This window comes from Bacillus sp. SLBN-46, from assembly GCF_031453555.1.
GTDB lineage: Bacteria > Bacillota > Bacilli > Bacillales > Cytobacillaceae > Neobacillus.
The window spans coordinates 643,162-655,368 of the sequence record NZ_JAVIZM010000001.1 but is presented as its reverse complement, the minus strand read 5'-3'; the positions used below and the strand labels follow the sequence as shown (position 1 = coordinate 655,368).

Sequence of the window (12,207 nt, the reverse complement as noted above, 5' to 3'; positions counted from 1 at the left end):
AGAGTTACTTAATAAAAGAAGGAAAGAAAGGAGAGAAACATTATGGGATTCATTTGGGCATTAATTATCGGAGGAATTATTGGCTGGTTAGCCGGACTTATTTTGGGGCGTGACCTGCCAGGTGGTATCATTGGAAATATTATCGCAGGGTTCATTGGAGCATGGTTGGGATCCTTCCTACTAGGAAGCTGGGGTCCTGAAGTCGGAGGCTTCTTTATCATCCCGGCCCTGATTGGTGCAATTGTTCTTGTGTTTATTGTAAGCTTTATTTTAAAAAGCATGAAACGCACTGCGTAATCCAGTCATTTTTGGTTCAAACAACAACCCCCCCTATCTATATAAATATAAAGAGACTGCAAACTAGTTGCAGTCTCTCTTTTTTTGTTTCCACCGTCGTTACGCAGTTTTCTTTTGCTTGACAGTACCCTTGCTCATTTTTCTGAAGTAAGGTACAACCCAACGGTCTAAACCGATTTTACCAGCGTTGTAGCCAGCAGTTAAGATGATGAATCCAAGGAAGATGTCTCTAGGGTTGTGAGATACAGTGCCAGCTAAGAAGAAGCTGAAGTTCATGACGAGACCAAAGAACATTGCCGCAGTTGTTAAGCATCCAAGGATTAATCCTAAACCGATTAATGTTTCGCCCCAAGGAACTAGAACGTTGAAAACATCGACGTTTGGAAGAGCAAAGTGCTTCAAGAAGTCAACATACCAGCCAAAAATGACTGCGCCATCTGGCCCTTTTACCGGGTTAGCAATGGCTCCTTTTAAGAATCCAGCAGCGTCAAATCCGCCAGTTAATTTATGGAATCCTGCAGTAAACCAAGAGTAACCGAGGTATAAACGTAAGACTGTTAAGATAACAGATGCAATCTTATTTTCTCTTAAAAATTTGTTAAACATAAATGATTCCTTCTTTCATTTTTTGTTTTGTTCTTTATAGTTACAATATATTACTTTTTCGCTTAAATAACATGGCTATAGTTATAAGTTCACAGTTTGTTAGAAATGTTATGACAAAGATATGAACGAACTGATTTGTTCGCTATAAAACCTTGGTTTCCCATAAAAAAACGCACCTACCGGAGGTGCGTTCGTTCGTTTGCTTATCTTTTTTTCTTTTTAGAAGGATCGAGGGCGGCTTGTTTATTTTTATTCACCTTTTCTAAGACCACTTGCACATGGACATTTTTCTCATCGACATTGGTTACTTTAGCAACCGTCCCTTTTAGCCCCTTAATCTTGATGGCTTCTCCTTCTTTCGGCACAGTCCTGAGCAGCTGCGTTAATAAGACATTTTTGTTTTCTAAAAAATGAACAGCATACATGATCGAATCACCTATTTTCATATGGTATGGGTAGAATTCCTTCTACCTAAAAATATTAGATTCGAGTGAAATTTAGACCTCCATCCAAAAGTTTGAGTTACAACACCCCCGAAAACAGCCGTGCGAAGCTTTCTTTGAATTTGACCACTGGCTTCCTTTTGTAAAACTCAACAGCGCGGATGCGGCGGCAGTCGTTAAGGTCCTCTTGAAAATGATCAACCAGATCGGCAATCGAATCTGATCCTGATAAAAACAAATTGACCTCGAAATTCAAATGAAAGCTGCGCATATCGAAGTTGGCGGTTCCAATCGAGGCCAGGTCTCCATCGACAATAAGGACCTTTTTATGAAGAAAACCCTTTTGGTAGGAATAGATTTCAATTCCTTCACGCAGCAGTTCTGGAAAATAGGATTGTGTCGCATACTGGGTAAGAAACCCATCATTCGTCTCCGGTATCATTAAGCGTACTTGGATGCCTTTTCTGGCGGCGATTCGAAGAGCCGTTTGGATGGACGGGCTCGGAATAAAGTACGGAGTGGCGATCCAAATGGATTCTTTGGCCGAGGAAATCATCGCGTAATAGTGATCACTCATATCACGTGTTTCGGGACCAGTTGCGACAACGTGTACCAATCCATCACCGTCCACCGGTTTCGACTCCAAATAGCGTTCATTTTCAAAAAAATTCTCACCTGAGGCATAGAGCCAGTCTAGCAAAAAGATGGCATGTAAGGTTTGTACGGCTTCCCCTTCGAGCATGAGGTGGGTGTCGCACCAAAAGCCAAAGTGGTCGTCCTCGCCCAGGTACTCCACCCCGACGTTTAAGCCGCCGACAAAGCCGATTTTTCCATCGATGACGATGATTTTGCGGTGATTTCGAAAGTTGAATTTTTGATTGATGAATCCTGCCTGGATTGGTAAAAAGGGGTGAATCTGAATGCCGGCTTCCTCCATGATTTTCAGATCAGCGGCGGAAAGGGAGAAGCTGCCAACCGCATCGTACATGAGACGGACTTCTACTCCGGCCCGGACCTTTTCTGTAAGGATGTCAATGAGCTCTTTCCCGAGGCGGTCATAGCGGAAAATATAGTATTCGATATGGATAAAGTCCGTTGCTTGCTGGAGTCGGTGTTTAATTTCCTCGAAGGTTTCATCTCCGTTTTTCAACACTTTCGTTCTTGTATTCTGATTCCAGTTGGTTAAGGTTACCCGTTCTAAATAGTTCGCAAATTCACGCTGGTGCTCATTCAGTCCGGCCATCGTCAGTGTCGCGGCCCCACCACCAGCCATCCCCCATTTCTTTTTGTTCAGTTCCTCAAACATTTCCCGGTCGAGGCTGCGTTTCCTTTTAAACAGCTCGCCTTTATGTACCAATTGGCCGGAATAGACGTAGAAGATATAGCCCAGTATTGGCAGGAACACTAATATATACATCCATAGCAAGGTGTTCTGGGCTGGGCGGTTTTCGAGCCACAGTGAGACCACTGTATTTACAATCATGATGGTGTAAAACGTGAGGCATAGTGCTTTCCAGTGAAAGGGGACTTCAGTACACAACGCCACGTAGCCAAAAATCATCATCATGAGGACATAAACAAATTCGACCCTGAGTTTTTTCATATGCGTTTCTCCCTGCATCTTTTTATCTATGAAGTACCCGTTCTATGAAAAAGCTAAACCACTCTCACACTATGGGGGGGGCGGGTTTAATTAGCGGATGGCTAGTCCCTATTGGCGGATAACTAACCTCAATCAGCGGTTGGCACCTTTCAATCAGCGGATAACCATTCCCTATCAGCGGATGGCGTTCCTATTGGCGGATAACTAACCTCAATCAGCGGTTGGCACCTTTCAATCAGCGGATAACTAGTCCCTATCAGCGGATGGCGTTCCTATTGGCGCATAAACAAAAAAGCCGTCCACACTATTAAAATAGCTGGCCGACTAAAAAGGTGGCATCATCTTTTCGCTTCGTCATATGCAGTTTTAAATGGTTGGACATATCGTCGATCGATTGGAATCGGGTTAACTCCTGTTTAATCGATGGTAGATGAAGTCCATCCGTGTGCATCATAAATTTGGAGTTTTCTTCATAGGGAAAGGTCTCAATTCGATAGGTTTGCGGCTTCCCTGATAAAAAGCCAGTAACAGGAATGGGATAAATATAGAGTCCTGAAGGAAGATAGAAGACAAATTGAATGTTACCCACGGAGCAGTAAGTGACTTCCTTCCGTTGAAAGTGGGCCTTTAAAACCGAAACGGTGGCGCCTCTCTTCAATTTCATTGCTTGATTACAATAATCCATCAGCACTTCGACCTCTTCCTGATGGTGTTCCTCAATCACTTTCCTTACCGCATCCGATGACTGATTCGCGTACAGTCCGCTCCCTAGACCGTCAGCCACCGAACAGATAAAGTACTCGTCCGTTGCCTTCATGAAAAAACTATCACCGTTAAAGCTATTTCCTTCTTTTTGAATTTGAAAGGCACGTGCTTGAACATGTGCGTTGGCTTCATGATCAAGCATGAGTAACCCCTGAATAAGCATCCTTTGCTAATGCCTTTCGTAATTTTTCAATCGCCTTTTTTTGCAGACGTGATACATGCATTTGTGATATTCCCAAAAACTCACCTGTTTCCTTTTGACTCTTATTTTCGATGTACGTCCAGTGAATAACTTCTCTTTCTCGGTCTGATAACACATGGAGGACACTTTGTAGCATCAAGCGTTGGTCCACTTTTTCAAAACCTTCGTCCTTCGATCCCATGACATCGAGCGCGGTAACCGTGCTTCCTTCAGATCCGGTTTCGATCGGTTGGTCAACAGAAACGGATTGATAGCTTTTACCCATTTCCATTGCTTCTAGTACTTCTTCTTCGCTCACATTCAAATAATCGGCAATTTCCGGGATTTTCGGAGAGCGCTGATACAAATTGGTCAACTCGTCCACCACGGTTTTGAGCTTCGGCCATAATTCCTTCACGCGTCTCGGCACATGGACACTCCACGTTTTATCTCGTAAGAATCGCTTGATTTCTCCAATGACCGTTGGGATTAAAAACGATTCAAATGACCGTCCGACATCTGGTTCGTATCGTTTAATCGCTCCTAATAACCCAATCATCCCTACCTGCATGATATCCTCATGAAAGTCTCTGCCCTTTGAAAATTTATTGGCAAGACTCCCGACAAGCGCGGTATAATTCTCCACGAGGATTTGCTGAACCTCTGGAGAGCCTGTCTGCTGCACCTCTAGAATGAGGGCATCAATTTCTTCCTTAGTTCGCTTCACGGTTTGAGATGGTTTGGTCATGATTTTCACGCTCCCCACTTACATTCTTCACCATGAAGACTGTTACCCCGGACTGATTCGATACACGGACCTCGTCCATGAGCGTTTCTATCAAAAATAGACCTAACCCTCCTTCTGCCAAATCATCCACTGTACTTGATTTTGTGTAAGGGCCTAGTTCTTTTTTCGTTTGGATAAAATTAAAGCTTTGTCCGTAATCCGCTACCATCATTTCTAATTTATCGGGGTAAATCCCAAAGCCGACGATGATTTCCCCACCTTCATCACTTTGGTAGGCATGTTGTACAGCATTCGTTATTGCCTCACTAATGGCAATTTTTATATCCTCGATCTCCTCGTATGTAAACCCCATACGGCTCGCGATACCTGATAACGTTAATCGGATTACCCCCACATAATCGGGTTTCGCTGGAATCTTCATTTCGATATAATCCATCACTTGATTCATAATCCCCCCACCTTTTCATATGCAAATATTTTTTGCCGTGTTTGTTTTACTATCGTCCCGTTCTAATTAGTAGCAATGGTAATAATATTGCTTAAACCAGTAATTTCAAACAACCGTTTCAGTCGATCGGAAAGGTCAACTAGTTTCAATTCACCCTCATTTTTCTTCAGCTGTTTGAAAAGACCCACAAAGACACCAAGGCCTGTACTATCTAAATAAGAAACATCCTTCAGACTGATGACAATGGATTGATTTTTTCCTTCTGCTAGAGGTAAAAGTTCTTCCCTCAGCTGTGGTGCTGTAAAGGCATCGATTTCGCCTGCAATCTTGACGACTGTATCCTCATTATTGTGATACTTATCTATTAGTAGATTCATTTTCTCATCACCTCAGGAATATTTATTTTTTACATACCCGCTTCAACGAAAGTCTAAACCTTTCTTTTTATAATAATTAAGGTAAAATCGTCGCGTATTTCAAAATTCTGAATTCTCTCGAGGTCACGATAGATTTTTTCCACCATTTCTTGTGAAGGCAGATGCTGATATTTACGAATAAAGTCCGTGATGACGGACCGTTCGATAAAGCCCTCTTCGGTTCTTGATTCGGTAACACCGTCTGATAATAAAACAATCATATCGCCCGGCTCGATTTTTTTCTCATATTGATGATAGCTGGCATTCGGGTCCACTCCGAGGACGAGACCTTTTGCGAGAATGTCTGAAAATGTATCCTTGGACGCTTGATAATAAAAACCAGGTTCATGACCGGCTGATGCATATGTAAAGGTATGTTTATGTGAATCATAGATGCCATATAGCATGGTAATAAACATACTTGAATCGACATTGTTTTCTACGACTCTATTTAAATTTTCGAGCACATGTTGTGGATGAACACGGGACTCTAGCAGACTGTCCATTGCATACTTAATCATCGACATGCAGAGAGCAGCAGGGATGCCTTTGCCAATGACATCAGCGATTGCAATACTGATTAACTGCTTGTCTTGAACAAATCGATAATAATCGCCATTCATTTGCTTGGCGGGAATACTGATAGCGCCAATATCTAGCACATCTATTTGGGGAATTTGCGTTTCTAAAAGGTTATCTTGAACGCTTGCAGCAATCTCAATTTCCGATCTGATTTCAAGCTGCTGGTCGCGGAGGCTTTGATGTTCCTGGTAGGCTAACCCATAGTCCATCATCACCTCTAATAGAAAGTCGCAGGAAGCGAACACTTCTTGCGGGAGGTCGGGGAAAAGCTCCTTCAATGCGGTACAATGCACAATTGATAATTTCTTCAGGGGAGATTTGGTGTTCCATTGCTTTTCGGCTAAACTTTTGTCCTTGATATAGTGCTGCTTCGGTTGATTCTTTCAGATAGCTGTATAGTATGTTGCGATACTTTGATTCGAACATATCTTTGAATTCCATTTCTTCACACCCTCCTAGCGAAGCCATTTCACCACCTGAATGCTCGTTCCTTCTCCCACCGTAGAAGTAATGCTAAACTCATCCATTAATCGTTTCACCCCTGGTAATCCTGCCCCTAAACCACCCGATGTGGTAAATCCATCTTCCATTACTTTTCTTATATCGTGAATTCCCGGACCTTTGTCCGAAGCAATAACCTTTAAGCCGCATTTTCCTAATTCATACATGCGGTCAATTTCGATTTCTCCTGTTCCAGCGTACAGATAAATATTGCGGGCCAGTTCCGAAATCGCTGTTGTGATCCTTGCTTGGTCAACCGAACCGAATCCAAGCTCCTTTGCAACGTTTCTCCCAAGCTGACGCGCTGCAACGATATCCCATTCAGTTATAATTTTCACACAGGATTCGTTCTCCATGCTTTACTCCCCCAACTCCCGCTGTAGTGTTTCCAACCCTTTTTCTAAATCTAGTGCTGTTCGCACATCTTGAAGGTGTATCCCTAGTTCTACTAGTGTGATCGCTACAGCTGGCTGGATACCCGTCAACACCACTTTTGCGCCCATTAGATGGGACATACTGACCACATCGCCAAGTACCTTGGCAATAAAGGAATCTATCACGTCCACAGAGGTTAAATCAATGACGACGCCCCCCACTCCTGTTTCATGGATTTTGGAAAGAAGATCCTCCTGAAATTGTAACGCGGTTTGGTCGTCCAGCTCCCATTGAATCGAGATGAGCAGGCAGTTATATAACTTTAAAATAGGTATTCTACCATTCATTGCTTATTCCCCCACTGAGACGATTTTCCGATTTGTCATTTCCAATGCAGCGGCAACCCCTTTTTGCAGGCTGTTTTTCGTAACGACCTGATTCAGGTTAATCCCTAAATTAACGATGGTTTGCGCTATCTCCGGTCGAATGCCGACGATTAAACACTTAGCTCCCACCAATCGGACCGCCTCTGATGCTTGAATAATATGATGGGCTACCATTGTATCTACTACAGGCACACCCGTAATATCAATTAACACCACTTGTGCATGATGCTTCACGACGCCTTGCAATAAATTTTCCATGATTCGCTTCGCTCTATCGGTATCGATTGTCCCGACCAATGGCATTACGGTGATATTATCAAAAATCGGAATCAGCGGCGCTGACAATTCCTGAAGAGCAATTTTTTGCAGTGAAACGGTCCTTTGCCAGGACGATGCATAGTGATTGAGCACTTCTTTGTTAATCGGCGTTACCCACTTATCATATGCCCAGCCGAATTCAATCTGTTCCTTTTCTGAAGCCTCTCCCACCATGTGGAAAAACATAATCTTTGAAAATTCCATTAAGCTGTCCATAATAAAGTTCAAATTCCAGCCTAATTGGACCATTTTTTGTGCGAAATCTCTTATTTTGTTTTTTGCATGTTTGTCCTGATTAATTAAATCATGAACTAATATATTAATATATTCATCGCCAATATTCGTATAAACTTGGTCGGTTATGACGGTTGATAATTTCTGCTCATCCATCGCGGCCATTTTTTCTACCCACTCTTGTAAAAGCTGTCCCCTGTTCGCTTGAATAAACTCAATCATTCGAGTTGCGTTTTCCATCGTACCTCTCCCATCCTACCTTTTTTCCTATTATTTCTAGTTACTATTATACCAATATACTCTATTTAAAAAAATCATCAGAATGAACTAGACCAAAAGTACTAGTGCTTGGTCATTTATTGTCCCTCACTTAAAAAAGGAACCTCGTTTTTTCCCTTTTAATAAATCTCCTGTCCAGCCTTTGATTTTTAAATACGCATAGAGAAGGATGGTGGAGATGACGATGAAAATGATCGATAATGGATAGCCAAAGCTCCATTCGAGTTCGGGCATATGCTTGAAGTTCATACCCCATAAGGCTCCGAAGGCCATGATTGGGGTAAACACAGTGGTGATTACGGTTAACGTTTTAGTGATTTCATTTCCCCGATGGGAGGAGATGACTTCCTCTAAATTGATAATGGAATCTAATTCATGTTCGTATTCCTGGAGAAGGGTCAGCGCACGTTCAATCCGTTTGCAGGTCATTGGGAAAATTTTTCCCTCGCAGGGTTCATGAAGATTCACTTCTTCGATCGCCATCTTTAGCTCTTTGACCGGAATGAGGAGACTCTTCCACACTAATAGTTCGTGCCTGCGCAAATAAACGAGCTCGAGAATGCTCGTTTCATTTCGTTTGCGGATGCTCCAGATCAGGGTTTTTAAGTCCTCTTCAAACCGGTCAATTTCAACCAGCCAAGCATTCATCCATTCTGCGATGAACAGCATGAAGCCTTCGACGGCATTGGTAGTTTGGCTGATTTGACGTTGGAGAAGCTGGAGATCGATGTGGTTCAGGGTGCCCCAATCCAAGTCGATTGTTACCCATTGATCGGTGGTGACATAGAAATGGAAGAGTTTGACGTCATGTTCCTCTTCGAAGCTTTGTTTATAGATGAGTGTGCCTTTGACTACTTTTTTTCCATCAGGGGTAATGGTTACCCTGAGGGAGTTGGTTTTGTTGTTTTGAATTTGTTGCAGCCAATCGATGCTGCTTTCATGTTCAAGGATGGGAGTGAGTTGCTCGATTTCCTTTTGTTTTGCCTGAATCCATGTCCAGTTGGTCGGTGTGCGGTAGGTGATCATGGCGGTCTCCTTTTTTTATGTTTAAAGTTCCCTGTTTTGTCGGGATTGAAACTTTTATGTTTGAGAGGTGGATGAGTGGGTATACATTGTTCAAATAGAATAATCGATTGGTTGATATGAATGGATGATTTTTGGAACAAATTTTTCTAGGAGGGATTGGTTATGAAGCAAGTGTTTGGTATGAAATCATTAGTAGCTGTGGGAATTGGTGCCTCTGCTGCAATGTGGTTGTCGTCTAAGCCAAATCGTGTGAAAGCAGAAACAGTCCTGCGGGAGTGGAAGCGCAAGGTGAAGCCGACTGTTTTTGAAAAAAGCGAACAGCTTCCGATTGAAAAAGGCGGACACCCCCACCCACACGATGTCGAAGACAACAACATGGTAAGTGAAGGCGCAATGTACTCCGTCCAGTTCTATAATGAAAAAATACAATAATTTTCGGGGACAGTCCCCCACTGCTTTAAAGCGGTGGGGGACTGTCCCCAAATTGAGGTGGAAAAATGGTCCTCTTCTTTTTACTGGTCTATTTTGTCATTATTACCGCGGTTATTGAGATTTTTGTGGTGCTGTTTCGTTGTACGGGCCTGAAGGTGGAAATCTCGCGGTTTCAGGTGATTTCGATGATGACTGGAACAGGCTTTACGACGGGTGAATCTGAGTTGATTTTAGGACACCCGATACGAAGGAAACTGGCTATTTTTTTAATTCTGTTTGGTGCTTTCTCGCTTGCAGTCATTATTTCCTCGATCAGCCAGTTCCTTTCCGAAGGGCTCCGAACGAAGGAAATCATCACCGTTGCCACTGGGACACTAATGGTCTTTGTTGTGCTACGAATGTCTCGGATTCAGCGGCTGTTGTCCACGTTGTTTAATCGTCAAATGAAACAGAATGTGGAGCTCGCTGATTTGCCGGTGCGGGATGTGTTTTTAACCGCTAAAAAGGAAGCCGTGCTCAATCTGCCTATCTATAAGGAATCGTCGCTACATAACCGCACGATTCATGATGTCATTCCCGGACATCAAGGAATGGATTTCGTGGTCCTCTTTATTCAACGAGGCGGAATGAAATTGAGGAAAGACATCTACGGAGTGGTGCTCCATGAAGGTGATCAGCTCCTATTATTTGGGGATAAAAAAGTGCTGTGGTCGGCCTTTGAGCATGATTGGCGGGTTCTTGAGGAGAAGCGGAAGGACGAGGAAATGTAGACGGGACAAAAGGCGGAGGGGCTATGCGTTGGAGCTAGATTCGGACAACTAGTTCAGGTACCACACTCGGACCTTTTTATAATTTCCTAACAACAAAAAAACGACGGCATGAGGATCGCTGACCGTTGGTTTGCACAGTTATTTTCCTGTTTGTGTGACGAATTCTAAGAAGCCCTTTATTTGTTCTGGCGTGTATACCTGGCTCAAGTATCTTCTTTTCAAATTATGTGTTGATCCCCTCTTAAATTACCTTTAATATTTCCTATTTTTTATGTTTTCCTGTCTTACTCGTCACTTTCGATGAATTACTCGTCAAATATATGATTTACTCGTCGATTTTCTATTTTACTCGTCTAAATTCACACTTTACTCGTCAATAACCCCATTTTACTCGCCAACTATTAAACTACACCCATTCCTCCATAAAAAACACCACAGATCAAGGACTGTGGTGGGACAGAATTATACTTTTTTAACTTTTGAAAAAAAGGTCCTGGGTAAGGACCTTTTTCAACGTCTCTCAATTCTTAGATACAAAATATGATACCCATCGACCTCTTCCACGGAGAACTCATAGCCCTCAGCTTCTACAGCGGCTCCCAACTCAACATCACCATTTTGTTGTAGAAACCATCCGCCGATTGTATCGACGCCATCTTCCGATAAATCTGTACTGAGTAAATCATTCACCTCACTAATCCCTACTTTTGCATCTACCACAAAATTATTTCCCGGAAATTCTCTTACCGCCGCGACTTCTTCGGCGTCAAATTCATCTCTTACCTCACCGACAATTTCCTCCAGGATATCCTCGACCGTCACTAACCCAGAGGTTCCTCCATATTCATCCATCAAAATCGCCATATGCGCATGTTCTGTTTGCATCTTCACCAGCAAATCATGAATTGGAATCGTCTCAATCGCCCGGATAACCGGCTGGATATAGGATGATAGCGTCCAATCCTTTTCCTTCTTCAATATCGAAGAGGTTAAAAACATTTTCACATTCAATACGCCGATAATATGATCTTTGTCCCCATTCATGACTGGAAAACGAGTATATTTATCCGCCCTTACTGTTTTGATTACTTTTTGGAGACTATCGTCGACAGACAAGCAGGACATCTCGGTCCGCGGAACCATAATTTCCTTAGCTGTCCGCTCATCAAATTCAAAAATATTGTTCACATAGGTCCACTCGTTCTCGTTGATTTCCCCACTTTTAAAGCTTTCGGATAAAAGAATCCTAAGTTCTTCCTCCGAATGTGCTAACTCATGCTCCGAAACCGGCTTCAATCCTACCATTCTTGTAAGCATGCGTGCCGAACTATTCAATACCCAAATAAACGGATACATGAGCTTGTAAAACCAGATTATTGGTGTAGCAAACAGCAGCGTAATCGTCTCCGCTTTCTGGATTGCCGCCGTCTTTGGCGCCAATTCTCCTGCGACCACATGCAAGAAGGTGACGAGAGCAAAGGCGATTCCTATCGATAAAATATGGGTAAGAGATTCATTCAAGTGGAGGGCTTCCATCAACGGGTGCAGCAGCTTTTCTACCGTTGGTTCCCCAAGCCACCCCAATCCTAATGCAGTTACCGTAATCCCCAACTGACAGGCCGATAAATACTCATCCAAATGGGATACCACCCTTTTGGCGGCAGCCGCTCCCTTCTTTCCGTCTCCCAGCAATTGCTCTATTCTCGAAGGCCGAACCTTCACAATCGCAAATTCAATCGCCACAAAGAACCCGGTCAAAGCAATCAACAAAGCAACAGATACCAACTTCATTATCAT

At 43.0% G+C, this 12,207-nt stretch carries 15 protein-coding genes and 1 pseudogene; 3 read left to right on the top strand and 13 right to left on the bottom strand.

Annotated elements, in window-relative coordinates; genetic code table 11:
- Positions 1 to 42: 42 nt before the first annotated feature.
- Positions 43 to 297 (top strand): GlsB/YeaQ/YmgE family stress response membrane protein, encoded by a 255-nt coding sequence (locus QFZ87_RS03360; protein WP_308081873.1) that lies wholly within the window; start codon positions 43 to 45, stop codon positions 295 to 297.
- 99 nt (positions 298 to 396) lie between these two features.
- On the opposite strand, the gene QFZ87_RS03355 is transcribed toward QFZ87_RS03360, so the two are convergent.
- From QFZ87_RS03355 to QFZ87_RS03300, 12 genes and pseudogenes are all read right to left on the bottom strand, one after another.
- Complete coding sequence (locus QFZ87_RS03355; RefSeq protein ID WP_309857726.1) at positions 397 to 903, bottom strand: DoxX family protein; 507 nt, start codon at positions 901 to 903, stop codon at positions 397 to 399.
- Between the two features lie 203 nt (positions 904 to 1,106).
- Positions 1,107 to 1,349, bottom strand: coding sequence for a hypothetical protein (locus QFZ87_RS03350; protein WP_396133891.1), 243 nt, complete (start codon positions 1,347 to 1,349; stop codon positions 1,107 to 1,109).
- A gap of 76 nt (positions 1,350 to 1,425) precedes the next feature.
- A complete protein-coding gene (cls, locus tag QFZ87_RS03345) occupies positions 1,426 to 2,949 on the bottom strand; it encodes a cardiolipin synthase (protein ID WP_309857724.1) in 1,524 nt (507 codons plus the stop codon).
- Positions 2,950 to 3,256: 307 nt separating this feature from the next.
- Positions 3,257 to 3,856: a PP2C family serine/threonine-protein phosphatase gene (locus QFZ87_RS03340; protein ID WP_309857720.1), complete on the bottom strand. Its 600-nt coding sequence runs from the start codon at positions 3,854 to 3,856 to the stop codon at positions 3,257 to 3,259.
- Positions 3,849 to 4,643: an RNA polymerase sigma factor SigB gene (gene sigB / locus QFZ87_RS03335; RefSeq protein WP_309857717.1), complete on the bottom strand. Its 795-nt coding sequence runs from the start codon at positions 4,641 to 4,643 to the stop codon at positions 3,849 to 3,851. Before sigB ends, QFZ87_RS03340 begins: the two co-directional genes overlap by 8 nt.
- Positions 4,609 to 5,091, bottom strand: coding sequence for an anti-sigma B factor RsbW (gene rsbW / locus QFZ87_RS03330; RefSeq protein ID WP_309857712.1), 483 nt, complete (start codon positions 5,089 to 5,091; stop codon positions 4,609 to 4,611). Before rsbW ends, sigB begins: the two co-directional genes overlap by 35 nt.
- A 62-nt stretch (positions 5,092 to 5,153) precedes the next feature.
- Entirely contained in the window at positions 5,154 to 5,468 is a 315-nt protein-coding gene (locus QFZ87_RS03325; RefSeq protein ID WP_309857708.1) for an anti-sigma factor antagonist, read from the bottom strand.
- Between the two features lie 53 nt (positions 5,469 to 5,521).
- A pseudogene (locus QFZ87_RS03320) lies at positions 5,522 to 6,530 on the bottom strand (SpoIIE family protein phosphatase).
- Positions 6,531 to 6,544: 14 nt separating this feature from the next.
- On the bottom strand, positions 6,545 to 6,946 hold the full coding sequence (locus tag QFZ87_RS03315; RefSeq protein ID WP_309857705.1) for an anti-sigma regulatory factor: 402 nt from the start codon (positions 6,944 to 6,946) through the stop codon (positions 6,545 to 6,547).
- 3 nt (positions 6,947 to 6,949) lie between these two features.
- Positions 6,950 to 7,312 carry an STAS domain-containing protein gene (locus QFZ87_RS03310; RefSeq protein ID WP_308081860.1) on the bottom strand — a complete coding sequence of 121 codons (363 nt, stop codon included), beginning with the start codon at positions 7,310 to 7,312 and terminating at the stop codon, positions 6,950 to 6,952.
- 3 nt (positions 7,313 to 7,315) lie between these two features.
- Positions 7,316 to 8,143: an STAS domain-containing protein gene (locus QFZ87_RS03305; RefSeq protein WP_309857701.1), complete on the bottom strand. Its 828-nt coding sequence runs from the start codon at positions 8,141 to 8,143 to the stop codon at positions 7,316 to 7,318.
- A gap of 126 nt (positions 8,144 to 8,269) precedes the next feature.
- Positions 8,270 to 9,208: a magnesium transporter CorA family protein gene (locus QFZ87_RS03300; RefSeq protein ID WP_309857696.1), complete on the bottom strand. Its 939-nt coding sequence runs from the start codon at positions 9,206 to 9,208 to the stop codon at positions 8,270 to 8,272.
- 162 nt (positions 9,209 to 9,370) lie between these two features.
- On the opposite strand from QFZ87_RS03300, the gene QFZ87_RS03295 reads away from it, so the two are divergent.
- Together QFZ87_RS03295 and QFZ87_RS03290 are read left to right on the top strand one after the other, a co-directional pair.
- Positions 9,371 to 9,640 carry a hypothetical protein gene (locus tag QFZ87_RS03295; RefSeq protein WP_309857693.1) on the top strand — a complete coding sequence of 90 codons (270 nt, stop codon included), beginning with the start codon at positions 9,371 to 9,373 and terminating at the stop codon, positions 9,638 to 9,640.
- 65 nt (positions 9,641 to 9,705) lie between these two features.
- Positions 9,706 to 10,410 (top strand): hypothetical protein, encoded by a 705-nt coding sequence (locus QFZ87_RS03290; protein WP_309857691.1) that lies wholly within the window; start codon positions 9,706 to 9,708, stop codon positions 10,408 to 10,410.
- Positions 10,411 to 10,920: 510 nt separating this feature from the next.
- On the opposite strand, the gene QFZ87_RS03285 is transcribed toward QFZ87_RS03290, so the two are convergent.
- The gene (locus QFZ87_RS03285) at positions 10,921 to 12,207 is read right to left on the bottom strand and encodes a hemolysin family protein (RefSeq protein ID WP_309857687.1); all 1,287 of its coding nucleotides are present in this window, start codon (positions 12,205 to 12,207) and stop codon (positions 10,921 to 10,923) included.

What these genes read in the sequence shown, in the direction of transcription:
- QFZ87_RS03360 (WP_308081873.1), top strand. Translation starts at nt 43, where the DNA reads ATGGGATTCATTTGGGCATTAATTATCGGAGGAATTATTGGCTGGTTA.
- QFZ87_RS03355 (WP_309857726.1), bottom strand. Translation starts at nt 903, where the DNA reads ATGTTTAACAAATTTTTAAGAGAAAATAAGATTGCATCTGTTATCTTA.
- QFZ87_RS03350 (WP_396133891.1), bottom strand. Translation starts at nt 1,349, where the DNA reads ATGAAAATAGGTGATTCGATCATGTATGCTGTTCATTTTTTAGAAAAC.
- cls (WP_309857724.1), bottom strand. Translation starts at nt 2,949, where the DNA reads ATGAAAAAACTCAGGGTCGAATTTGTTTATGTCCTCATGATGATGATT.
- QFZ87_RS03340 (WP_309857720.1), bottom strand. Translation starts at nt 3,856, where the DNA reads ATGCTTGATCATGAAGCCAACGCACATGTTCAAGCACGTGCCTTTCAA.
- sigB (WP_309857717.1), bottom strand. Translation starts at nt 4,643, where the DNA reads ATGACCAAACCATCTCAAACCGTGAAGCGAACTAAGGAAGAAATTGAT.
- rsbW (WP_309857712.1), bottom strand. Translation starts at nt 5,091, where the DNA reads ATGAATCAAGTGATGGATTATATCGAAATGAAGATTCCAGCGAAACCC.
- QFZ87_RS03325 (WP_309857708.1), bottom strand. Translation starts at nt 5,468, where the DNA reads ATGAATCTACTAATAGATAAGTATCACAATAATGAGGATACAGTCGTC.
- QFZ87_RS03315 (WP_309857705.1), bottom strand. Translation starts at nt 6,946, where the DNA reads ATGGAGAACGAATCCTGTGTGAAAATTATAACTGAATGGGATATCGTT.
- QFZ87_RS03310 (WP_308081860.1), bottom strand. Translation starts at nt 7,312, where the DNA reads ATGAATGGTAGAATACCTATTTTAAAGTTATATAACTGCCTGCTCATC.
- QFZ87_RS03305 (WP_309857701.1), bottom strand. Translation starts at nt 8,143, where the DNA reads ATGGAAAACGCAACTCGAATGATTGAGTTTATTCAAGCGAACAGGGGA.
- QFZ87_RS03300 (WP_309857696.1), bottom strand. Translation starts at nt 9,208, where the DNA reads ATGATCACCTACCGCACACCGACCAACTGGACATGGATTCAGGCAAAA.
- QFZ87_RS03295 (WP_309857693.1), top strand. Translation starts at nt 9,371, where the DNA reads ATGAAGCAAGTGTTTGGTATGAAATCATTAGTAGCTGTGGGAATTGGT.
- QFZ87_RS03290 (WP_309857691.1), top strand. Translation starts at nt 9,706, where the DNA reads ATGGTCCTCTTCTTTTTACTGGTCTATTTTGTCATTATTACCGCGGTT.
- QFZ87_RS03285 (WP_309857687.1), bottom strand. Translation starts at nt 12,207, where the DNA reads ATGATAATGAAGTTGGTATCTGTTGCTTTGTTGATTGCTTTGACCGGG.